At 28.3% G+C, this 25613-nt stretch carries 19 protein-coding genes; 2 read left to right on the top strand and 17 right to left on the bottom strand.

Annotated features, from left to right (window positions below):
- Positions 1-197 precede the first annotated feature (197 nt).
- The 6 genes from yjfF to CNEONATNEC86_RS02605 form a co-directional block, all read right to left on the bottom strand.
- Complete coding sequence (gene yjfF / locus CNEONATNEC86_RS02630) at positions 198-1202, bottom strand: galactofuranose ABC transporter, permease protein YjfF (RefSeq protein WP_058293694.1); 1005 nt, start codon at positions 1200-1202, stop codon at positions 198-200.
- On the bottom strand, positions 1199-2236 hold the full coding sequence (locus CNEONATNEC86_RS02625) for an ABC transporter permease (RefSeq protein WP_058293693.1): 1038 nt from the start codon (positions 2234-2236) through the stop codon (positions 1199-1201). Before CNEONATNEC86_RS02625 ends, yjfF begins: the two co-directional genes overlap by 4 nt.
- 1 nt (position 2237) lies before the next feature.
- The gene (locus CNEONATNEC86_RS02620) at positions 2238-3755 is read right to left on the bottom strand and encodes a sugar ABC transporter ATP-binding protein (RefSeq protein ID WP_058293692.1); all 1518 of its coding nucleotides are present in this window, start codon (positions 3753-3755) and stop codon (positions 2238-2240) included.
- A gap of 82 nt (positions 3756-3837) precedes the next feature.
- Complete coding sequence (locus CNEONATNEC86_RS02615; protein WP_058293691.1) at positions 3838-4848, bottom strand: ABC transporter substrate-binding protein; 1011 nt, start codon at positions 4846-4848, stop codon at positions 3838-3840.
- A gap of 142 nt (positions 4849-4990) precedes the next feature.
- On the bottom strand, positions 4991-5920 hold the full coding sequence (locus tag CNEONATNEC86_RS02610) for a substrate-binding domain-containing protein (RefSeq protein WP_058294302.1): 930 nt from the start codon (positions 5918-5920) through the stop codon (positions 4991-4993).
- 6 nt (positions 5921-5926) lie between these two features.
- Positions 5927-7126, bottom strand: coding sequence for a response regulator transcription factor (locus CNEONATNEC86_RS02605; protein WP_058293690.1), 1200 nt, complete (start codon positions 7124-7126; stop codon positions 5927-5929).
- 406 nt (positions 7127-7532) lie between these two features.
- Here CNEONATNEC86_RS02605 and rpmE point away from each other — a divergent pair, with 406 nt between their 5' ends.
- Entirely contained in the window at positions 7533-7736 is a 204-nt protein-coding gene (gene rpmE / locus CNEONATNEC86_RS02600) for a 50S ribosomal protein L31 (protein WP_058293689.1), read from the top strand.
- 58 nt (positions 7737-7794) lie between these two features.
- Here the strand turns inward: rpmE and CNEONATNEC86_RS02595 are convergent, their stop codons facing one another.
- The 9 genes from CNEONATNEC86_RS02595 to CNEONATNEC86_RS02555 all read right to left on the bottom strand — a co-directional run bounded on the left by CNEONATNEC86_RS02595 (position 7795) and on the right by CNEONATNEC86_RS02555 (position 20714).
- Positions 7795-10566, bottom strand: coding sequence for a VWA domain-containing protein (locus CNEONATNEC86_RS02595; RefSeq protein ID WP_058293688.1), 2772 nt, complete (start codon positions 10564-10566; stop codon positions 7795-7797).
- A gap of 9 nt (positions 10567-10575) precedes the next feature.
- On the bottom strand, positions 10576-12348 hold the full coding sequence (locus tag CNEONATNEC86_RS02590; RefSeq protein ID WP_058293687.1) for a BatA domain-containing protein: 1773 nt from the start codon (positions 12346-12348) through the stop codon (positions 10576-10578).
- A gap of 23 nt (positions 12349-12371) precedes the next feature.
- Positions 12372-13256, bottom strand: coding sequence for a DUF58 domain-containing protein (locus CNEONATNEC86_RS02585; protein ID WP_058293686.1), 885 nt, complete (start codon positions 13254-13256; stop codon positions 12372-12374).
- A gap of 72 nt (positions 13257-13328) precedes the next feature.
- Positions 13329-13580 (bottom strand): DUF3781 domain-containing protein, encoded by a 252-nt coding sequence (locus CNEONATNEC86_RS02580; protein WP_058293685.1) that lies wholly within the window; start codon positions 13578-13580, stop codon positions 13329-13331.
- A 369-nt stretch (positions 13581-13949) separates the two neighbouring features.
- Entirely contained in the window at positions 13950-14930 is a 981-nt protein-coding gene (locus tag CNEONATNEC86_RS02575) for an AAA family ATPase (RefSeq protein WP_058293684.1), read from the bottom strand.
- An 18-nt stretch (positions 14931-14948) separates the two neighbouring features.
- Positions 14949-16541 carry a pectinesterase gene (locus tag CNEONATNEC86_RS02570; RefSeq protein ID WP_141443110.1) on the bottom strand — a complete coding sequence of 531 codons (1593 nt, stop codon included), beginning with the start codon at positions 16539-16541 and terminating at the stop codon, positions 14949-14951.
- Positions 16542-16552: 11 nt separating this feature from the next.
- On the bottom strand, positions 16553-17422 hold the full coding sequence (locus CNEONATNEC86_RS02565; RefSeq protein ID WP_058293682.1) for an ABC transporter permease: 870 nt from the start codon (positions 17420-17422) through the stop codon (positions 16553-16555).
- On the bottom strand, positions 17422-18360 hold the full coding sequence (locus CNEONATNEC86_RS02560) for an ABC transporter ATP-binding protein (protein WP_159135474.1): 939 nt from the start codon (positions 18358-18360) through the stop codon (positions 17422-17424). The genes CNEONATNEC86_RS02565 and CNEONATNEC86_RS02560 overlap by 1 nt, the downstream gene beginning before the upstream one ends.
- Entirely contained in the window at positions 18360-20714 is a 2355-nt protein-coding gene (locus CNEONATNEC86_RS02555; RefSeq protein ID WP_159135473.1) for a hypothetical protein, read from the bottom strand. The genes CNEONATNEC86_RS02560 and CNEONATNEC86_RS02555 overlap by 1 nt, the downstream gene beginning before the upstream one ends.
- A 281-nt stretch (positions 20715-20995) precedes the next feature.
- On the opposite strand from CNEONATNEC86_RS02555, the gene CNEONATNEC86_RS02550 reads away from it, so the two are divergent.
- A complete protein-coding gene (locus tag CNEONATNEC86_RS02550; protein ID WP_125147983.1) occupies positions 20996-22099 on the top strand; it encodes an MGDG synthase family glycosyltransferase in 1104 nt (367 codons plus the stop codon).
- A 96-nt stretch (positions 22100-22195) separates the two neighbouring features.
- Here the strand turns inward: CNEONATNEC86_RS02550 and rho are convergent, their stop codons facing one another.
- Complete coding sequence (gene rho, locus CNEONATNEC86_RS02545; protein WP_058293678.1) at positions 22196-23650, bottom strand: transcription termination factor Rho; 1455 nt, start codon at positions 23648-23650, stop codon at positions 22196-22198.
- A gap of 290 nt (positions 23651-23940) precedes the next feature.
- On the bottom strand, positions 23941-25554 hold the full coding sequence (locus CNEONATNEC86_RS02540) for a CTP synthase (RefSeq protein WP_159135472.1): 1614 nt from the start codon (positions 25552-25554) through the stop codon (positions 23941-23943).
- Positions 25555-25613: the final 59 nt, after the last annotated feature.

The following is a 25613-nucleotide window of genomic DNA, read 5'->3' as shown; positions in this document are numbered from 1 at the left end:
ATCTATCTAAATAGTCGATAAATGCAGAACCATTATTATAAGGTTCTGCATTTATACACATCTATTTATTAATGTAACTAGTCTTATGCAAGAAATAGCATAAGATATTCTAAGTCAACCTGTTATCTTTATATCCTGGTGTAGAATCAGATGTATATGCTAAATATATTATTTACATTTGCCAATTCAGTATATCTCTAAGTTGCTATACTTTTTCTTTTTTCATCTTGCAGAACAATAACTCTTTGTAAAACTATAAAAATAAATAGTAGCATACCTACAGCAATTTTTGTCCACCATGAATTTAAAGTACCATCAAACATTATTAAAGTTTGAATAATTCCAGTTGTTAATACACCGAATAATGGTCCTATTATATTTCCATATCCACCTGTCAATAATATTCCACCAATTACACAGGCTGCAATTGCATCCATTTCCATGCCATTACAATGAAGTCCGTATCCTGAAAGTGTATATATGGTAAATAGCAATCCTCCTAAAGCTGAACAAAATCCTGAAAATGTATATACAAGTACTTTTGTTTTTTCAACAGATAATCCCATTAGTTTAGCTGAAGCCTCATTTCCACCTAATGCATATACGCTTCTTCCAAACTTAGTGAATTTAAGCATATATACTGCTACAAGTAAAACAATCAAGCTTACAACAACATTTATTGAAATAAATGCTCCTGGCAATATTGGGATTCTGAAAGATGATATCTTACTGAAAGTTGGATCATTTATTATTATTGTATCTATACTAATCAAGTAACTAGCACCTCTTGCAAAGAACATTCCTGCAAGTGTTACTATCCATGGATGTAGTCCAAATTTTTGAATCAAAATTCCTTGAACAGTCCCAAATATTATTCCAACTACTAATACAATACCAATAACTAAAAACGGATTAAGACCTTTTTCTAAGAGACTTGCAGTAATCATACTAACAAATGCAATCATTGCTCCAACAGATAAGTCTATTCCACCAGTTAATATTGCTACAGCCTCACCAATTGCTACAACAATTAAATATGCATTATCTATAAATAAGTTAGCTATTACTTGTGATGAAAAAAATCCTCTATATTTTACCGAACCTATTATGAATAACAATAAAAATAGAGCAACAGTAGCATATATTGAGATATTATCTCTATTTAGCTTTATTTTTTTGGTATTCAATCCTTTTTTATTCATGCTTTAGCCACCTCCCCTTCTTTTACATTATTATTTGATATTGTTACTTTCTTAGTATTTATCATTTTTTTAAACTGCGGAGTCTGAATTGTACATACCACAATAACAACTATAGCTTTAACAACTAATGTTATTTCTGGTGGTACTCCTAAACTATATATAGTTGTTGTTAATGTCTGAATAAATAACGCCCCAACAACTGTGCCTCCTAAATAGAATCTTCCACCAGACATTGATGTACCTCCAATTACCGTTGCCAAAATCGCATCAAGCTCAAGCCATAATCCAACATTGTTAGCATCAGCACTTTTAATGTTAGAGCAAAGAATTATTCCAGCTACCCCGGCAAGTAAACCACAAATAACATAAAGTAAAAATACTATCTTTTTAGATTGTATACCAGCATATTTACATGAATTGCTATTTACACCTATAGATTCAATGAATAATCCTAATGAAGTTCTTCTTATTAAAAAATACATTATTATTCCAATGATTGCTGTGATAAATATTGCAACTGGAAGTAATATATACCCTGTTCCAATAAAAATGAATCCCTTGTGTGTAAATGTTAATATTTGTCCTCCAGTAATTAATTGTGCTATTCCTCTACCTACAATATATAAAATAAGTGTTCCTACCATTGGCTGAACTCCAATATATGAAACTAATAATCCATTCCAAGCACCACATATAATTCCGCAAATAATACCTACAATTACTGCTATCGGAACAGAACCACCTCCAACAATAACTGTTGCTGACATGGCTGCACTTATTGCAATTATTGAACCTACTGATATATCAATTCCTTGTGTTGCAATAACTAAAGTCATTCCCAAAGATATAATAATAAGCGGCGCTGCACGATTTAAAATATCTATTGTGTTTCCAAATAAGTGACCATCCTTCATGCTAATTTTCAAAAAGCTTGGTGTCATTATAAAATTAAATAGAAGCAATACTATAAGACTTATTAAAGGCCAAAATATTTTTGATTTATAAAATTTTATAAATAAGTTATTACTATTCATATTATATTGCACCTCCTGCTATTGTTTTCATTATGCTCTCTTCTTGGATTTCATCGCCAATTAATTCCCCAATAACATTTCTATCTCTAAGTACAACTACTCTATCACAGCATTTAACTACTTCTGAAAGTTCTGATGAAATAAATAAAATAGTCATTCCTTGTTTAGCTAGTGCTAAAATCAATTCTGTTATTTCGCCTTTTGCACCTATATCTATACCTCTAGTAGGCTCGTCTAAAATCAATAGTTTAGGATTAGTTGCCAGCCATCTTGCAAGTATAACTTTTTGTTGATTTCCTCCACTTAAATTGCTAATCTTTTGCTCCATACTAGGTGTCTTTATTTTAAGCAAATCAATATACTTTTGTGATATTTCCTGCTGCTGCTTCATTGGTATATATTTAAATATTCCCTTATTTCCTTGAAGTGCTAATATAATATTCTCTCTTATTGTTAAATCTCCTATTATTCCTTCAATCTTTCTATCTTCTGGACAAAATCCAAAGCCTTCTTCTATAGCTTTTTTAGGATAGATATATGAATATTCTTTTCCATTTATATTTATAGTACCATTTGTTGATTTATCTACTCCAAATATAACCTTTGCACTTTCGCTTCTTCCTGATCCAAGCAATCCAGCGAATCCTATAACTTCACCCTTCTTTATATCTATGCTGAATGGCTTTATAGAACCTATTCTTCCGAAATTCTTTGTTGTAACTAATGTTTCAGTTAGATTTTTATTAACTTCTTTTTTTATCCTATTAGATTTAACTATCTCACCATAATCTTTTCCTATCATTTTAGATACTAAATCTATTCGTGATAACTTGTCTGCATCATAAGTTCCAACTAATTCTCCGTTTCTTAAAACTGTTAACCTATCTGATACTTCATAAACTTGATCTAAAAAGTGAGTAACAAATATTATTGACATTCCTTCTTCTCTAAATTTTTTCATAATTTTAAATAATTGCTTTACTTCATTTTCATCTAAACTTGAAGTTGGCTCATCAAGAATCAGTATTCCTTTTGACATATCTACAGCACGTGCAATAGCAACCATTTGTTGTATTGCTACAGAATAATTATTCAATGCCTTCTTAACATCTATATCTAAATTCAATCTCTCTTTCAAAAGTTTTTCTGAATCTTCATTCATCTTTTTCCAATCTATAAAACCACCTTTAACAGGCTCCCTGCCAATAAAAATATTTTCAGCAACTGTCAAATTAGGACATAAATTAACTTCTTGATATACAGTACTTATTCCGTGTCTCTGTGCTTCTTGAGTTGACGATATTTTTATTTCTTTTCCTCTTAAAAATATCTGTCCTCCATCTATTTCATAAACGCCTGTTAATACCTTAATAAGTGTAGACTTTCCTGCCCCATTTTCTCCCATTAACGTATGTATCTCACCACTCATTAATGTAAAATCTACATTTGATAAAGCTTTAACACCTGGAAAAATTTTAGTAATACCTTTCATTTCTAAAACTACTTTAGAATCATTCATATATATCTCCCTCCTACAACTTGTACGTACTACTATTTTTTATATAGGGGCTGGATGTAAATCCAGCCCCTATGCATTTATATTAATATTTTCTATTAGGTAATTCTTTTTCAGCATCAGCTTGTAAGAATGTACCTTCATTAGATTTTATAACTCTATCAGGTTCTTCACCATTTAATATTTTTTCTGAAACTTCTAATAATTGTGGTCCTAACAACGGATTACATTCTATTATAGCATTTGATTTGCCTTCTGCCATTAATTCGAACATATCTTTAATACCGTCACATGAAATAATGTAAATATCTTTTCCTGGTTCTAATCCATATTCTTCAATAGCTTGAATTGCTCCTATTGCCATGTCATCATTGTGAGACCATAAGACATCTATGTTATCACCATCAGATTTCAAGAAAGCTTCCATAACTTCTTTACCTTTAGCTCTTGTAAAATCACCTGTTTGTGATTTTATTATTTTATAATTAGGAGCTTTTTCTTCAATAACTGCATTAAAGCCTTTTTGTCTTCCAACCATAGCTGTTGAGCCAACTGTTCCTTGAAGTTCTGCAATATTTAATTGTGCATCTGCCCCAAACTGATCAATTACAATTTGAGCTGCTTTCTTTCCTTCCTCTTCCATATCTGAACCTAAGAAACATCTATAAAGTGAATCATCAGAAACTTGTACATTTCTATCGACTATTACTACTGGAATATTAGCATCTTTTGCTTCTTGTAATACTGTGTCCCATCCTGTTTCAACAACTGGATCTAATGCAATTAAATCTACCTTTTGTGCAATAAAGCTTCTAATAGCTTTTATTTGATTTTCTTGTTTTTGTTGACCATCAGAGAATTTTACTTCATAGTTTGAGTTTAATGTAGGTATTGATTTAATAGATTCTGATTCTGCAGTTCTCCATCCACTTTCTGCACCAACCTGTGCAAATCCGATTATTCTTTTTTCAGATCCACCAGAACTTGCTGAACTATCTCCTGATGCACCACTATTTGATGCTCCTCCACAACCTGCAAGCATTCCTACACATAATACTACCCCCGCTATTAATGATATCACCCTTTTTAATTTCATAACTTAACTCCTCCTAGTATTTGTATTTGTTTTCGTTTTCATGAGTTAATTATATAATTTTTTTTAGGTAATGTATTTATACAATTTGGATATTTTGTGCACTTTTGGGGTATTAATTTATTTTTAAATTCTAATTGTAGAATTACTCTTTTGTTATGATCTTCCATTTTAATATAACTTTTTTAGGAACCTCTTCTTTATTCAATATTTTTATAGCGTAGTCTATAGCTTCTTTTCCCCCAGTTGGACATGTAAAAGTTCCATACAAAATCCCTCTATTTACCAATTCAATTCCTCCATTATATCCAGGAAGACCATCAACTCCTATTATCTTCACATTATCTATTCCCAGTTTTTCTAGAGCATTATATGCACCCAATGCCATATAATCACTATGGGCAAAGATTACATCAATATCACGTTCCTCCTTTATGATATTTTCTATCTTATCTTGTGCAACATCTTTTTGCCATTCAGCTACAACAGTTCTTTCAATGTTTATATTTTTCTCATTCTCTATTACTTCCTTAAAGCCCTTACTGCGTTCTTCATCCGGATTAGAGTTTAGAAAGCCTTGTATTTCAACAACATTAGTTTTTTTACCTTTACATGCTTCCACTACTAATTCTCCTGCTTTTCTCCCTATAGCCTCATTATCAGATCCGATATATAATGTATAGTCATACCCTTCAACCGCTCTATCTAGCATGATAACTGGTACAGATTCATATGCTTTTTTAACAACAGATTCTAACTTTTCAGAATCATTTATGGATACAATTAATAAATCAGCACCAAAATCAATAAGATCCTCTATATCTTTTTTTTGCTTGTCCGTATCTCCACCAGCATCTTTGTATATAACTTTTATATTATCATACTTTTTTGCTGCTTCTTTTATCTCATTATACATGGATATTCTCCAAGGCTCATATAAATTTGCTTGAGACATTCCAATTACAAATACCTTATTAGAATCATTATCTTCTATAATATTTATTATGAATTTACTTGAAAAAATTATGATACATATTAAAAGTAAAATTGAAATTATCACTTTTTTTTTATTCATACACATCTAACTCCTCCTATATTCTGTTGGAGATATTCCTTTTATCTTTTTAAACGCTCTACAAAAATAATGTTGATTGCTATATCCAACTAACTCTGCAACATCATAAATTTTTATTGTGGTATCCATCATAAGAATTATAGATTTTTTTATTCTTATATCAGTTAAATATTCAACAAAGGATAATCCCGTTTCTTTTTTTAATAACTTACTTAAATATGATGGGGTAACTTCTAGGTTTTTAGCAATATCATTTATATTGATATCACTAAGATAATAATTCGTCTCTAAGTAATTGATTACATGCAAGACTAATTTGCTATATTTCTTTTTATTCTTTATACACTCTAAAATTTCATTATAGATAACTTTTGTTGACAATATTCCTTCATCTGTATTTTTTTGTTCAAGTATAACATCAAATTTTAAATATAAATTTATCTTCTTTTTTAATTCTCTTTTATAGGCGATCCATTCTGATACATCAGTTATTTCTAATATAATAATTATATTATCATTATCATCAATAGATATTATCTTATTAGAAATGTCTTTAAAATCTTCATTTACAATATTTTCAATTGCAAACTCTATCAATCTATCATTCCATTTTTTATTATATCTAGATTCTGAATTTTTGTTCATTGTACTTATTAAGATCATTCCAATATTATTATCAAATCGTTTTCCTAAAAAATTTAAATCCTCTAGCATTTCTTTGTCCGATAATTTATTTGATAACCATTTACTAAAAATAGTATTTTTAAAGTATTCTAAATTTGTATCTAGTTGCTTATTAGCCCATTCTAAATAATTTTTATCTTTCTGATCTTTTTCAATCTTATCTAACGCTTTTCTTATAACATTCTCAAGTTCATTCTTATTTACTGGCTTTAAGATATACTCCAAAACATTGTATTTTAATGCCTTTTGTGCATAAGAAAATTCATCATACCCACTTATAATTATAATACTTATTCTAGAGTCTATTTGTTGTATCTTCTCTAACAATTGAATTCCATTTAAAAAAGGCATATTAATATCTAATAGCATAATGTTAATATTATTATTTTGTATTATTTCTAATGCTTGTTCACCATCTTCTGCTTCTACTATGTCACATATTCCGTATTGTTCCCAATTAATAATTCTTCTTATTCCTTTTCGTATTTTAGGTTCATCATCAGCAATAAGTAACTTCCACATAAGTTTCCTCCTAAACTGTATCTTAAGTATAATAATATCATTCTTATAGTTTTTATGTAAATATTTTATAAATATTATATTTATTTCTTCAATAGTCAAATATAATATCAGCTCTATATGAAATATACACTTAAACTTACTTATATATAAAAATATTTTATATATAATAAAAAAGAGAACTGGTTATTTCATGAAGTTGCTGATAATCTCTTAAGCCAAGATTTCTCTTTAATTAATATTAATTACAATAATTTAATAAATTAAATTCTTTTTTATGACTTGGCTATATCATTAAATACATTTTTTCATTTAATTTACACATAAATTTAGAATTTGGCTTTATTGACGCTACATAATTATCGTGCTATAATCAAATAGTTATGAATTCGTGAAAGAGGTGAAAAATATGAGAGAAGGCATACATCCAGAATACCATCACGATGCAGTGGTTAAGTGCGCATGTGGAAACACTTTTACAACTGGTTCTGTTAAAGAAGAACTTAAAGTTGAAATATGCTCTAAATGCCACCCATTCTTCACTGGTAAGCAAAAAATCGTTGATGTTGGCGGTAGAGTTGACAAATTCAATAAGAGATTTGGTCTTAAATAAGACTTTTTTATTGAAAATAAAAAAGATTAATGATATAAAATCATTAATCTTTTTTGCTTTATCTCTTATTTTTATTTTTTAATAATGCTGATGTATCAAGTATTTCAGTTTTGTCTTTCTTATTTTTTTCAGCTCTCTTCTGATGTTTAACTTGAGTATTTTCTTTATTATCTGTTTTTATAGAATCTTGTTTCTCATTTATCTTAACATCTCTTTCTATTACAGCCCTTTTTACTTTCTTATTTGTATGATTCTTATTAATTTTGAGATTTATCTTATTAATATATGTCCATAAATCTAAATTTAATCTTCTATAAACTATATCCAATAAAAATAAAAATATTGCTAAAATTACTAACGGTATTGTTAAGTTAACTGGCTTAATTGATGATTTCATTTCTCCTAAAAACACTTCTTTAGGCTTATTAATAAATCTTCCATCAAGTTCATTTACCAATGTATTTAGTTTTTCTTTGTTATTATTAAATTTAAATTCATTAGAATATTGAAGTGAGAGAGCGCCATTATAATTATTTATCACTTGTCCATCACTTTCTTCTCTTACATTAAAGTTATAAAATCCAAGGTCTTTTAATTCAACTCTTCCAACATACTTTCCTGGTTCTTTTTGTATTAATTCAAACTTTCCACTTTGATTATTTTCACCATTATAAACCGCATTTACTTTGGATCCATTTTTAGCAGAATCGGTATAGAATTCTACAACTGCCTCATTTCCATCCTGAGTAATTGAAAGCTTTCCTTCATTGCTAAGATCTTCTATTGTCCAGTAAATTATATTCTTTATTAATTGAGCACCCTTATCCCATGTTAAAAAGTTTCCACTCCACTGACCATTAATATCAGAAGTCCAGCTTGCACTCTTGCCTATTCCATATTGCCACACTGCAAGTATAGGCTCATCATGACTTGAACATAGAACTTCTATGGCCTTATCTTTTTTAGATGTTCCTACATATCCAAGTAATGATGGAATATAATTTTCATCTAAAACTCCATTCATCACTTCATTGTTACTAACAAGCTTAGGCGTAAATTCTTCATTAATAATATAAGTTCCTGTAGATAATAGTACCTCTTTTGCAAATATTCTAGGTATATCAGTAAATCTATCTGTATGATAAGTTCTTCCATTTCCTTCAGCTGCTAACTCATCAAGAAGATTTGAATCTGCATCTTCTCCAACAGAAACTGTTGATAGTGTTATTCCAGCATTATTTATGTTATTGAGTAAATCTTCATAATTGCTTAATCCAAATCCATCTTGGCCATCAGTTAAAAGGATGATGTGTTTTATTTTAGCATTACTTTCAGATTGAATTGCATAAGCTTCATTTAAAGCTGGATATATAGATGTTCCCCCACCTTCACCAATTCCTGAGATAAGTTCTTTAATTCCTTCTTTATCATTAACATTTTGTCTATCAACAACTCTTTGATATTTATCATCAAATGCCACAACACTTATTTCATCAGTTGACCTTAAATTATCCAATGATTTCATTGCTGCTTCTTTAGCTAAAGTTAGTTTACTTACACTTCCATCACCAGAACTCATACTTCCTGATTTATCTATTACAAGGCTTATACTTATTTTAGGTATTTCATTTTTTCCCTTCTTATACATGTTTACAGGTAATACTTTTTCCAAATTTGTATCTTTATATCCACCCAATGCATAAGAATTTTCTCCACCAAATGTAACTAATCCTCCGCCATATTCTTTAACGTAATTTTCTATGTTATCTACAAAACCAATTCCTAAATCATCAATATGAACATCACAAAGAACAATGGTTTTATATTGGAGCATTTCATTTAAGGTCTTTGGTGTAGCCTCTCCAGATATTACTGTAAATTCACTATTGGCTGCTTTTAACGCTTCTACTACACCTAAAGCACTATTTTTAGTTCCTTCTATTACTAAAATATTCGGCTTTGAAATTACATTTGTAAAGCAGCTATATTCATTATTTCTGCTATTATTATCTTTTTCAGGTTCTATCAAAACCCTATATGATTTAAATCCACCTGAAGTCTGAACATCTTTAAAGACAAATGTGTTTTCACCTTTTTGTACTTCTACCTCTTGTTCACCTTTTTTATCTCTTCCTGAAAATAGTGTAAGCTTAACTTTTGTCTGAATATTGGATTGTATCTTAGTAATAACTGAAAATTCTTCACCTATTGAAATATTATCAGGTACACTTACGTTATCAATATAAACTTCATCACCTTTAAAATTATCAACATTGTATACCTTCAAATCTACATTTTCTTTCTTAAGTAAATTGACTGTCTTTAGCATATCACCTTTATTTTCTTCACCATCAGTTATAAGAATAAGTCTTTTTGATGATCTTTTATCAAACAAAGAAAAAGATGAGTTTATCGCTTCTTCAATATTAGTTGCTATAGTAATCGGTGATGATTTAAATTCTTCATAATTTTTAGAAGCGTCCATGTATTTATCCACAGATGCATTGTCTCCAAACAAAATTACTCCACATTTATTGTGATTAGGCTGCTCTTTTAGTGAATTATCTATAAATTTCAACCCTTCATCTTTAAATTCACTCATACTTTCTGAGACATCTAATAAAAATATAGTTTCAATATTCTTTCCTTTTAAATTTATGGTTATATCAGAAACTCCTAATATAATAAGAATTAAAATTAATATTCTGCTTATTAATACAAGTTTATCTTTTCTAACTACTCCATTCAATTTCTTCGAAATCAAATAAAAAATTAATAACATCACCGGTATTAATACTAATGCATATGCTCTTGTTATTTCTATTCCCATAAGCGACACCTAATTTCCTTTTAAGTACAATATATATTCAGTGATTAATCCTATTAAAGCGAATAATAAAAGTAGTGGCATCAAATTTAACCCTTTTCGTAAAGTTTTGCTCTCATTTTCTAAATTGCTTGTTTGGCTTACAGCCTCACTACTAACATTACTTTCACTTTCTGATGGAAAATTAATAGAAAATGCTTCTTTTAATTTTTCTTCGCCACTTTGCTTTTCTATTACTCTATATACTCCAATCTCATTTACGTTATTATAATTTGAGCCTGGCATTATTTCTTTTACTTTTTTACTTGGCGATGTTATCTCTAAACTTTCTGCTTGTGAAGTTCCTTTTACTATAATATCTTCTCCACATTTATAGTTGTGTTTATATAAAAGTCCGCCTTCAATCAATTGCTCTCCTAATTCATAAATAAAAATAGGAAATTCCTTTTTAAGTGCAACATCACTATTATGAATATCAAATCCTAATGCTGCTATTTTTCTTCCATTGTTTTCTCCTAAAAATCCAATAACATCATCATTGACATTTAATAAAGCCTTACCATAGTATGGTACTTTGATATTTTTATAACTTGAGACTGTAAATTTCATATTTGAAACATATTTAGATAATGTATCTTTTTGTCCAACTGCTTCTCCCACTTTATTTTTATCTTCAACGCTAAAAAATTCATTAGAATCAGGATTTACAAATAGCACATTTCCACTAGAAGGTATACTTTCTGGAGTAACATTATCAAATATATATAAATCATACTTTTCATCTGTTATATTTGAGATATCGTTTGTTTTATATAATTCAATATTTTCTATGGTATTTAATGCTTTTTCCAAAAATACATTCTTTTCTGTTACTAATAAAACTTTTTTACTTTTTTCATTTTCTATAACATCATAATAAACATTATCATCAATTATTAAGTCCTTTTTAGATAATTCACCCTTAATATAATCTCCATCATAATTATCCAAAGTATAATTTAAAGTTATACTTTCTCCTTTTGGCAGATCTAAAGAAGTTACTTCTAGTAGTTGTGAACCATTATATAGCGAAAAATCTCCATTATAATGCTCTTCACCAGTATTAGTTATAGTAGCTATAACTTGAATTTCTTTATCTACAACTTTATGAGATATATTGCTTATAGCAGCATTTTCTCCACTGTTAGCTAAAGAAATAGTTCTTCCGTTTATATCTCCCAAATTAATATTTTTATCACTTATAATTAAAACTTCGTATCCACCAAGACCTTCCCCCATTGAACGTATGTAAGGCAATATTTCATTAATATCACCAGTACCATATCCTTGTTGTATGTCATTAAGACTACTTACAGATTCATATTTAGAGTTTCCATCATACTTAATTATGAAGTTATTGGTATCATAATTTATTGATTTAATATATTCTCTTGAAAGTTCTTTAGCTTCGTTTAATCTGCTTTTATCATCTTCATATAAAGTACTCATGCTTGCCGTATTATCTATAACAACAATTAAATTTTTATATTCTTTTCCACCAAACTTTAAAAAGGGCTTCATCACTGAGAAAATTAATATTAAAAATATTGCTATTTGAATAATCATCATAATATTCACTTTTAATTTTTCCCAAGGAGTATTAGCTTGTGTATTTTTATATGCTTCCTTCCAAAGCAAAGAAGATGATATTTCCTTTTCCTTATATTTTCTTTTTAATATATAAAGTAAAATTACTACTGGAATTATACTAAGTAATCCTAAGGGCCACAGATTTGTAATCCCCAAACTTCATCCAATCCTTTCGCTCATTAATATATAATTTTTTTCTTTCCAAAATCATTTAATATTATTTCTTCTATACTTTTATTTGTGTTTACAGTAACTAAAATCCCACCATATTTCATTACTAATTTTTCTAATCGCTCATTATATTTTTTTAATTCATCCTTATAAGCTTGTATCATTTTATAATTAAGATTTAATTTAATCTTTTCTTTAGTTTCAGAATCAATTAATGTCACTTCTTCTTCTAATGAAGGATTTTCCTCCTCTTCACATAAAACTTGAATTAAGACTATCTGCTGTTTTTTATAAGCTAAATATTTTATACCTTCCTCTAACGATTCAACGCCTTCATTGTTAAAAAAATCTGAAACTACAATCGATACACCCTTATTGTTAATTTTTCTTTTACAAATCGCCTTTGAAAGTTCTGTTTTTCCGCTAAACTCAATTTTTTCGAGTTCTTTTAAAAGCATCTGAAATCCTTTTTTCCCATTTGAGCTTGGCAGTAATGATAAATTTTCTTCACTGGCTATATTAATATAAACTCTATCTAGATTATTCATTGCTATATAAGATAAAGCACCTAATACTTGAAGCGCAGTTTTCTTCTTACTTTTCTTTCCAAAATCCATAGATTTGCTTTTATCTAAAAATAAATTAAATATTCCTTCTCTTTCTTCCATGAATATTTTTATAAACAGCTTATCAAATCTTCCATAAGCATTCCAATCTATTCGCCTAAAATCATCTCCATATGTATACTCCCTAAAATCTGAGAACTCAACTGATGCTCCCTTTGCTTTAGATTTTCTTCCACCTTGCATTCCATTTGACAATCTTAGATTTATATTTAAATTTATTTTATTTAGCCTTGCAAAAAAATCTTCATCAAAAATTCTTTCTTCCATAATTGTTGAACCTAATTAGTCCTTTCCAATATTAATGTGACTTGCTTATAGAACTACTATCTATTCACATTTTTATTTTTTTACTTTATGAGCAGTAATAATTGTGTAACTATAAGCATTAACTGTTATTATGCAACTATCAATAACAGCATACCAATTCTTTCCCTTTCGCGATACAGAACAATTAGAATCCTTAATTTTAGTTTTACACCATTCAACAACATCATCTATATCTAAATTAAGATTCTCTTTTATTCTATCAATACCCATTTTAGTAGTATGCACTTTATGTAAATTTGAAAGTAATATTTCACTATTCTCCATAATTAAAACTCCTCTGAATATAATGCTTGGTGAGGTATGAGCCTAGCAGTATAGCCCATCTTCATCTACCGATGAAGATGTTTCCTTAAGCAGAGAGCCCAAATCTTGCATTTGGTGCGAATCGCTTACACCTACGAATGTATATGAGTAGGTGTTTCCTTTATAATAATTCCTTCTAATCCCCATAAAATAAGCAAATTCTTAAGAATATAAATTCTTAAATTCTTAAATTCTTAAATTCTTAAATTCTTAAATTCTTAAATTCTGGACATTTTACTTTATTCCAAAATATTATGCAATATTTTTAAGCATTATTTTTATTTCAATTTGCATCTATTATTTAAACTACAACTTTTTTAAATTTCACTTCTATATTTGTAAATCTTCTAAAATTTTATCAATTATAAATTCTTCATTTATTCCTTCAGTAATAGCTTCAAAATTTAATATTATCCTATGTCTTAATATTGGATAAGCAATTTCCTTAATATCATCAAAAGATACATTAAGTCTTCCCTTCATTATTGCTCTTACTTTTGCACCACTAAATAATCCTTGAGCTGCTCTTGGACTCACACCTGCTTCAACATATTTTTTTACAATTGGATGTCCTTCATCGACTTCTGGATGAGTTGCAAGTATTAATTTCAGAGCATATTCCTTTACTGGTTCTGCCATTGGAACTTGTGATATTATTTCTCTTATTTTTATGATTTCATCATCACTTAAAATTGAATTTATCTCTATAGATTCATTAGATAATGTTAAATCCATTATTTTTTTAAGCTCATCTAATTTAGGAAATTCTACTTTAACTTTAAATTGAAATCTATCAAGTTGTGCTTCTGGAAGTGGATATGTGCCTTCTTGTTCAATTGGATTTTGTGTTGCTAGAACCATAAACGGTTTTGGTAGCTCATATGTTTCTTTTCCAACTGTAACACATTTTTCTCCCATAGCCTCTAATAAAGCTGATTGAGTCTTTGGTGTTGCCCTGTTTATTTCATCTGCTAAGAGTAAATTAGTGAATACAGGACCCTTTTCAAATTTAAACTTAGTCATATCATTTTCTTTAACAATTAGATTTGTTCCAACAACATCCGCTGGCATTAAGTCAGGTGTAAATTGTATTCTTGAAAATTTTAAATTTAATACTTTTCCAATTGTTTTAACAAGCTGAGTTTTTCCAAGTCCAGGCATACCTTCTAATAAAACATTTCCGCCTGAAAAAATAGCAATTAATACTGTATTTACTATCTCTTCTTGTCCAATTATGCCTTTTGCAATTTCATTTCTGCATAGTTCAAGCTTTGAAGCCACTTCCTTAATCATTTCTTCATTTATGCTCATTATTTATTCTCCTTATCCTTACTCTAATTCACTAAAATAGTTCTTAACTACATCCTGTAAACTTGGTGGAATAGTTGATTTATCCATTGATTCTATTTCCTGCTTACTATAGTCTCCGATTATGCTATCATACTGAACCTTTTGCCCATCTAAGTTTAATCCACTTTGGGTTTCGATACTTTGTGTAGATCCGCCTTTATTTTTATCTCCAGTTAAATTTTCATCATTTCCATCTTTTCTTCCTGGAATAAAAACTTCTTCTCCACTATTAGGTACTTCCATATTCTCTACTCCATTTTTGCTTCCAGTATTCCATCCACCTCCATTACCAGATCCTGCACCAATTCCAGTCCCATTGCCATTACCAGATCCGCTACCTGCTCCTGAACCGCTTCCGCTACCTTTTCCATTACCTTGCCCTGATTCAGAGCCACTTCCATTATTGGAATTATTTGATGAACTACCATTAGCACTCACACTAGAAGAAGGATCTACTCCAGTTGCACTTTGTGATAGTTCTGCTAATGCACTAGCTAATTCTTCTGATGAATCTAATTGCCCATCTAAAATATTTTCTGCTGCTTGTTCAAGTAAGTTCTTTAAATCTTCATCTGTTAAATTTGATGCAGCTTCTAAAAGTGCGTTTGAAAGCTTACTTTTTTCAGAATCACTCAAGCTATTTAAAGAATCATTTAATTCCTTCAATTTTGTTTCCAATGCATTTTTATTTCCCGATTCCATTGCTTCTAATATTTCTTTTCCTTTGTCACTATTTTTTAAGCTTTTATTAATTTCATTTAGATTTTTTAGCGCCTCATTAGTTACTTTAGTTTTTTGCTCATTAATGATATTTTTCTTTATATCTTCTATTAATTTTTTCCCTTTTTCCGACTTTGCCGCATCTTTTAATCCCTCAATTTTTTTGTCCAACCTATTCATCAGTTTACTAAGGCTATCGCTCTTATTTAAATCTTTAATTTCTTTTTTGGTATCTTCTAACATCTTCTTTAATTTCTTTTTTTCTTCTTCAGTTAAATCATTAACCTTTAATGCTTTTTCCTCTTCCTTTTCTATTTTCTCTATTGTTTCATTTTTTATTTTTCTAAAGTTTCTTAACTTTGATGCTTCCTTTTTTGCATTTGTAGGAATCGCTATAACTATTAAGCATGCTATAATAAGACCTATAAACCTAAGCATCTCTTGCTTCCTAATTCTTATAGGCAGCTTTTCTTTTATATTAAAGTCTCTAATTTTATCTAAGGTATCTTTTTTCTGTGCTATCGCAATTTCACTCTCATCATTAATAAATTCTAGAGATGTTGTAACTCTTTCATCTAATCCTTTTGAATCAACTATTAATGATATCTGATTTTTATTGGGTCCTTTCATTATTCCGACAACTATGCTTATAGCAATTATTAATATTAGTGCTATAAATGATAACTCATAAGAATATTCAAAAGTTATTATTGATGATGCTATTAAAATGATTAAAATTAAAGCTAATGAGGCATTAAGCCCCATTAGTAATCTATCTAATAAAAAATTTAATTTTATCCTTCTAGAAACCTTATTTACAAAGTTTAAAATTTTATTATCTAAACTCTTCATAAAATACACCCTTATTTCTTTCTTTTATATCTTCCTTTATGAAGTGGATTTAATTTATAAGCTGAAATTAACACTAACAATACACTAATAACTATTTGTATTCCCATTGAGATTAAATACCCATATTCAAAACTTGATAGATTAGCATTATCAAGATAATAAATAGAATTCACTATCCCCTCAAATCCAAGCTGCTTTCCTAACAAACTTATAAATCCAAACGTCGGACTTATGTATGCCCAAATGGGAAAATTTATATTAGCAGAATAATTCGTTTTTTCTGAACTGTATATTATATATATAAATGTTCCTACAGTTATTCCAATAAATATTAATAAAACCGCTCCATATGATATTGCAGTGGCAGCTCTTGAAGTTTTTACAACTGTAGAAATAAATACTCCTACAGCACCAACAAATATTGTAACAACTATAAAAAACAAGCTTAATTCAACTACATTACCCAAGTTTATTCCACCAATTAAAAACGTAATTGAGTAAATTGGAATAGTACAGATTACCAACAATACTACTCTGCTTATTGATGAAAGTAACTTTCCAACTACTATTGATAAAGCACTCATCTTAGTTGACAGTAATACTTCCAAGGTCTGCTTCTCACGTTCTGCACATATTGCTGTTGATGTTAATGAAGGTACTATAAACATTAATAATATAGCTTGTATAATGGCCATTCCGATATAGAAATATACTATAGATTCAAGATACAATCCTTCAAAGTAATTATTTTTAATACAATTATAGAAAATCAATACTCCTGCTGCTGATAAAATTCCAACATAAAATAATATAACCAAAGTGAATTTAAAACTTCTGGCTGATAACTTAATTTCATTTTTTAAAACCGGATTAATCCTCATTACGACTCCTCCTTTAGCTCTTCTTTTTCAGTAATCTTAATAAATATATCTTCAAGACTACTTGCTTCTCTGTTAAAAGATACTATAGGTATGTTTTGAATAACTAACTTCTTTAGAAGCTCCGAACATTCATTATCATCACCATTAAATGCAGCTGTTATTTTATTTTCGTTTATATCTATCTTCCCCACATTAGTATTTTCTTTTAATATTTTTATAGCATCTTCTTGCTTATTTAATACAGTAATTGCAATTGGATGAGTTCCAGATATCCTATCCATTATTTCATCTACCGTACCTTGGCAAATCATTTGTCCATTTTCTACGATTCCTAAATTAGTACATATTTCACCAAGCTCAGATAATATATGAGAACTTACTAATATTGTTTTTCCCATATCCTTAAGATTCTTTAGAATATTTTTCATTTCAAATCTTGCTCTTGGGTCCATTCCAGAAGCTGGCTCATCTAAAATCAAGAGCTTTGGATTATGAATTAAACATCTAGCTAAGCATAATCTTTGTTTCATCCCTCTTGATAATCCATCTACATATGAATCATATTTATTTTCCAAATTAACTAACTCTAATAAATCCATTGATAATTTTTTAATATCTTTTCCGCTTATTCCATATATAGAAGCATAAAATTCTAAATATTCATATGATTTCAAGTTATCATAAACACCAAAAAAATCTGGCATATAGCCTATCTTTTCTTTTAGTTTTTTATTATTTTTTATAGCATCTATTTCATCAACATATACTTCACCACTATCAGGTAATAATAATCCTGATACTATTTTCATTGTAGTACTCTTTCCAGCTCCATTTGGTCCTATAAATCCAAATATCTCACCTTCATTTATTTCTAAATTTAAATTGTTAAGGGCTTTAAACTTTCCATATTTTTTTTCTAGCTCTTTAATTATCAACATTATTTAGCCCTCCCTTTTACAGATATTTGTGGTATTTGAGTATATCCATCTTCTTCAAGGGTTACTTGAACTTTTACAATTCCATCCTTAATGTAAGCTTTTGGATTAGTTAGGTCATTACCTTTAGCCTTAACATCTATAGTCTCATATTTTTCACTTTCATTGTTATAAATGAATATTTTTTGATTTCCACTAGATTGATATTGTTTATTTAAATTGCCAATTGTAATATTTAATATATCTAAATCGCTTCCGACCTCATACTTAAATGTTACATCTCCTTGCCCGTTTATTTCATTGTAATAATCATCTGCATATATATAAGCTGAGGAACTTAATACTACTGGTTTAAAATATCCCATAGGATAATTCAAAATTCCATCTTTATCTGTAAAATCAATATTCACTTTTTGAGTCATTACTGTAGTATCATATTTTGACACAGATCTATTATCAAAATTAAATCCATAATCTACAGGCATATTTGTTATAGCAATTATATATGTTGTCCCAAGACCATTACTCTCTATTTGTGCTAAAGATGATATTGCATTTTGTATTCTTATAATATCCTTATATTTTTCTTTATCACCTTTACTTTTATTATTCCTATATGAGTTATAATAATCATCCATTAATTTATTTGAATACTCACTAAGCCCTAAAGAACTAGTAGGTTTTATATCTATATTTTTTTCTTCACCTGCTTTAATTTTACCAATATCCCATACACTATTAGAAGATACAACTAATAATTTTTCTATATCATTTCCTAAAGTATTTTTTATGTTTCCATTTAATACATTAGACTCATATTTTAAATTAGTATCAAGACTAGGAACTATCTGTTCATGGTTAGATACAGTGAATTTTTTCATTTTTAAAGAAGATAAATTTTCAAATTCATAATATGAATTACTTTCTTTATAAACAGTTTTACTTCCTAATTTTTTGAATTCACTCTGAGAATTATTTCTGTAATAATTCTCTTCATTTAATATTTTTAAAAGCACATTATCAGGTTCTTTAACTATTAAGTTTCCCCTATTTTTTAATGCAACTCCAATATACCCTTTTACAGTACTTTCCTTAGATCCATCATTTAAAATAAAGTTTACTTGATTTAATGCTACATCTTTAATTCTAGTATTTGTTCCAATAGCAAATAACATTATTGAAAATAATATTGATATTATTGGAATTATACCCCATAGCAATTCTCTTTTTCCAAGTTTCTTCATAATAAAGTAAACTAATATTCCTGTAATTAAGCAGTAACAAACAAATATACCAACTATAGATCCTATATTGATTTCTTTATCAATTGGGATATTATTAAGTAGATTTGTAATTTCATATGGAGAATAATTAGAATTCGAATATCCATATAATCTGTCTACTTTATTAACAAAGTTCTTTCCTATATGCTCTTTCCAAAAGTATTCAATATAATCTTCATTCGATATATTTTGATTAGCTAAATCAAAAGCTGCAACATAAATATGTCCCTTTTCATTGTCTAATTCATAAATCAAATTTTCTCCATCTTTTTCTAGAGCAACAGTTGCATCCTTTATTTCCAAATTTGCTAATGTATATCCATTTAAATCTTTTGTGCCACTATATGATATACCAAGGTTATTCTCTTTTATTGTCTTTGCTGAATTTTCTCCAGTTCCGATAACTAGTATTCCTCCATTGCTTACCCATTCCATTAAATTCTTATAATGTTTATCAGTAAATTTTGAAAGATCATAATTATTAATAATAATCATATCCAAGGCAGAAATAGATTTATAGCTTTCTGAGAGCATGTCAATATTTAAACCTACATTTACACTTTTGACATCTCCTCCAAATCTTCTTCCATCTACATTAAAACTCAAAGTTCTTAAATTGATACCATTTATATCGTCTGTTAGTATTCCACTAAATAAACTATATTCATCTATTCTTCCACTACCTACAATGATGGTCTTTTCTTTAATAATATTATTCCCACTTTTTAATGCAACTGATATCTTTGAGCTGTTTTCATACAAATTTATAGGTATAGTTACCGTTTTCTTCTCATTAGAGTCAATATTAACATCACATACAAATGCATCATATGTATCATAAACATTAGTCTGAACACGCACTTCTACTTGTCCATTTATATTTTCACCTTTATTCTCTATCTCTACATTAACTGGTAATTCATAATTATTTTTATATTTTCCTTCAATTCCATATTTGACATTAATCGTTATACTATCCTTTTCATCTGCATAAACTAAAATTGAAGATAAGTTCATTATAACTACCATACAAATTATTATTACTTTTAATATTTTTAGTCTACTTTTTTTCACCCTACATCCCCCTTCTCAACGTTAAAACATGCTAAAATAAATTTATGTAAAATAGTTTTACTACATAAAATATAATAAAGGTGTACTACAGATAATAGTACACCTTTATTATATTTTATATAGCATTTTTTGTAAACATATCTTTCCTTTTAAAAATATTAAATTTATCTTAATTCTATGTAATAATATTATTTTATCTATTGAATATAAGTAAAGATTTAATTAATATAGTAAAAGTGATAAACTATATAGTATATTGTATTGGAGATGAATATATTTAGATGAAAAAAGTACTGATATTAACAACATCAACCGGGCAAGGCCATAACCAGGCGGCTTCTTCTGTTGAAGAATCTTTTAAAGCTTGTGGCTATGAAACTATGAAATATGATTTTTTAGCCAAAAATAGCACTTTACTTAATGATATTATTGTTCTAGGCTATGAGTTTTTGGCTGCCAAATTTCCAAAGCTATATGGTTTTTTTTATAAAATATCTAATCAAAAATTTACTAATAAGTTATTAAAAATTCCTTTCTACTTAAATAGTAAAAAAGTTGTTAAGGTTTTAAATGATATTCAGCCTGATTTAATAGTTGCAAGTCATGCTTTTAGTATAAACGTACTTGAAAACTGTAAAAAAAAGGGGCTAAAAGCACCTTATATCCTAATAGTTACAGATTTTAATGCTCATTATACATATGTAAGCAATTATGTAGATGCATATATTACAGGAAGTGAATTTACGAAGAAAACTTTAATTAATAAAGGAATATCTCCTGAAAGGATCTATCCTATAGGTATTCCTATAAGTCAAAAATTTTATACTGAAATAACTGAAGCTAATGAGCTTAAGGATGAATATTTTAATTTATTACTTATGAGCGGTAGCCTTGGGCTTAATTCTATTTCTATAGTTTTAAAAGAGCTTCTAAAGAATAAGAATAGACTTAGAATAACTGTAGTTTGTGGAAAAAACACAAAGCTTCGAGATAAATTACTTAATTATTGTAATGATAATAATTTTGAAAATAAAAAATTACACATTTTGGGATTTACTAAAGATGTTTCATACCTTATGGATTATTGCGATATTATAATTTCTAAGCCAGGTGGATTAACTGTAACTGAATCTATAGTTAAAAACACTCCATTAGTTATCCCTTTTGCAATACCTGGTCAAGAACAAGAAAATATAGATTTTCTTGTTAATGAAGGTTATTCAATTTTATTATCAGATATTAATGATATTAATGAAGTAGTTAATCGTCTAATAGACAATAAAGCTATTTTATTAGACATAAAATCAAAGCTCCAATCTCTGTCCTCAACATATTCTACAAAAAAGATAGTTGAAATAGGTGAAAACCTTATTAATGAATTATGATATCTTATTTATTTCAGTACATTTCATTAATAAAAATGCAGTATACTAATTTTAGAAATTCTAGTATACTGCATTTTATTAATATTTTACTTAATATTATTTTTTTGAAAAAGTATTTATAAATTCACTATTATTCTTTGTTTTAGAAAGCATGTTTATAAGATTTTCTGTTATATCATCTACGTTTCCATCATTATACATGTTTCTTCTTATAGCAAATGACACTTCTTGTTCTTCTTTAGATAATATTAAATCTTCTTTTCTTGTACCAGATTTATAAATATCAATTGCTGGGAATATTCTTCTTTCTTGAAGTCTTCTATCTAAATGAACTTCCATATTACCAGTTCCTTTAAACTCTTCAAAAATCATATCATCCATTCTTGAACCTGTTTCCACAAGTGCAGTTGCAAGAATTGTTAAGCTTCCGCCTTCTTCAATGTTTCTTGCTGCACCGAAGAATTTCTTTGGCATTATTAATGCACCAGGATCTAAACCACCAGATAATGTTCTACCAGTTGGAGTTATTGTTAAATTGTAAGCTCTAGATAATCTAGTTATACTATCCATAAGTATAACTACATCTTTTCCTTGCTCAACCATTCTTTTAGCTCTTTCTAATACCATTCTAGATACTTTAGCATGATTTTGAGGTTCTTCATCAAAAGTTGAATATACCACATCTCCATTTATAGATCTCATCATATCAGTTACTTCTTCAGGCCTTTCATCAATAAGTAACACTATTAATTTTATATCTGGATAATTCTTAGATATGTTTTGAGCAATCTTTTTTAACAATGTAGTCTTTCCTGCTTTAGGTGGAGCCACTATTAAGCCTCTTTGCCCCTTACCTATTGGGCATATTATATCCATTAATCTTGAAGATAAATCATTACTATTTGAAGTTTCTAATCTTAATCTTTCTTTAGGATATATAGGTATTAAAGTTTCAAAATTCTTTCTTCCTATGGCTTTTTCTGGATTTTCTCCATTTACACTTTCTACATATAAAAGTGCCTTAAATTTTTCACCTTCCTTAGCTTCTCTAACTTTTCCTTGAACTTCATCACCAGTTCTTAAGTTAAATCTTCTTATTTGAGATGGTGAAACGTAAACATCTTCACTGCTTGTTAAATAATTCTTGCAGCGTAAAAATCCGAAATTATTATTTTCTTGTATTTCTAATATGCCGGATACAACACTAGCTTCATTAATTCTTTCCTTTACTCTCTCTTTCTTCTCTTCTTGGTCAGAATCTCTCTTTATATCTTCTCTGCTATTTTTTATATTTTCTACTATTCTTTTTTCCTTGTTGTATGAATTAGAACTATTTTTAATCTCTACATTTTCCGTACTTATCGTAGTAGGTTTAGGTGATATACTCTCTCTCAAGACAACACCTTCTTTTTCAATAGAATTAGGTGAAACTTTTAATATTTCTTCTATTAAATCGTCTTTTTTAAATTTTGATATATTTTTTATACCAATTTCCTTTGCTACTTCTTTTAACTTTGTTAAAGTCATCTTTTCATAATCTTGTTTGGTCAAAATTGCACCTCCAAATTTATAGAATTTTCTACAAAATCTATTTAGATAATATATTTATAAAAATTATAACTATATTATCTTTAATTATTATTTATTAAGTTTTTAAACTAAATCACATATTGATACTTGGAAACTAAGAGAATTAAAGAAATAATATTAGATATTAAAATGATATTTAAGATAATTATATATTTTAACCAGTAAAACATAAATGTCTTACCAGTTAAAATATAATTTTTTGTCTAATATCGATAGAATTTATTATATATTAAACTTTAAAAGAATACAATTTATTTTGACTTGTTTTCATTAACAGCTGCATTAATGAATCCAATAAATAATGGATGTGGTTTATTTGGTCTTGATTTTAATTCTGGATGGAATTGAGCAGCTACATACCATGGATGTTCTGGTACTTCAACAATTTCTACTAATCTGTTATCTGGACTAGTTCCAACGATTCTCATTCCTGCTTCTTCAATTTGTTTTCTATATTCATTATTAAATTCGTATCTATGTCTATGTCTTTCATTTATTTCGTCTTTTTTATAAACTTCATAAGAGTTACTATTTTCTACTAATTTACATGGATATTGACCTAATCTCATTGTTCCACCTAAATTTTCGATGTCTTTTTGGTCGTTCATAATATCAATTACAGGATATTTTGTATTTGGATTTATTTCTGAACTATTTGCATCTTCAAATCTTAATACATTTCTAGAATATTCTATGACTGCACACTGCATTCCTAAACATATTCCTAGAAATGGAATTTTATTTTCTCTTGCATATTTTATAGCTGAAATTTTTCCTTCTATTCCTCTGTCTCCGAATCCACCTGGAACTAAAATTCCGTCTACACCTTTAAGTAGTTCATTAACATCACCAGTTTCTACTTCTTCAGCATTAACCCATCTAATTTTAACTTTTGCATTATTAGCATATCCACCATGACTTAACGCTTCCACTACAGATAAATATGCATCATGTAACTCAACATATTTTCCTACTAAAGCTATTTCAACTTCATCTTTTAGATTCTTTATTTTATGTACCATTTTAACCCATTCTGAATTATCTATATCCTTACATCCTAAATGTAATTTTTCACATACTAGATTATCTAAGCCTTCATCATGTAACATTAATGGTACTTCATAAAGATGATCTGCATCAAGATTTTGAATTACTGATCTTCCTTCTATGTTACAGAATAAACCGATCTTGGCTTTAATATCATCGGATAATTCCTTTTCTGTTCTACATACAATTATATCTGGTTGAATACCGATTGTTCTTAATTCTTTTACTGAGTGTTGAGTTGGTTTAGTTTTTATTTCTCCACCTTTTCTAAGATAAGGAACTAAAGTAACATGAATATAACAAACATTTTCAGCTCCAACTTCACTCTTAATTTGTCTTATAGCTTCTAAGAATGGCTGTGATTCGATATCACCAACTGTTCCTCCTATTTCAGTGATAACTACATCAACGTCTATTTCTTTTGCTACTTGATATACTTTATCTTTTATTTCATTAGTTATATGAGGGATTACTTGTACTGTCCCTCCAAGGTATTCTCCTCTTCTTTCTTTTTCTATAACTGCACTATATATTCTACCTGTTGTAACATTTGAATTTCTGCTTAAGTTCTCATCAACAAATCTTTCATAATGTCCTAAGTCCAAATCAGTTTCTGCTCCATCATCAGTTACAAAAACTTCTCCATGTTGGTATGGACTCATTGTGCCTGGATCTACATTTAAATATGGATCAAATTTTTGAATTGAAATTTTCAAGCCTCTATTTTTCAATAATCTTCCAAGAGATGCTGCTGTTATTCCTTTACCTAGCCCCGATACAACGCCACCTGTAACAAAAACGTACTTCGTATTACTCATTTTGTCCTCCCATATTATATATTTTTTTATTTTAATCTTTACTTTCATAACTTTTAATG

Source organism: Clostridium neonatale (genome assembly GCF_900465025.1).
Lineage (GTDB): Bacteria > Bacillota > Clostridia > Clostridiales > Clostridiaceae > Clostridium > Clostridium neonatale.
This window is presented reverse-complemented; position numbering and strand designations above follow the sequence as displayed.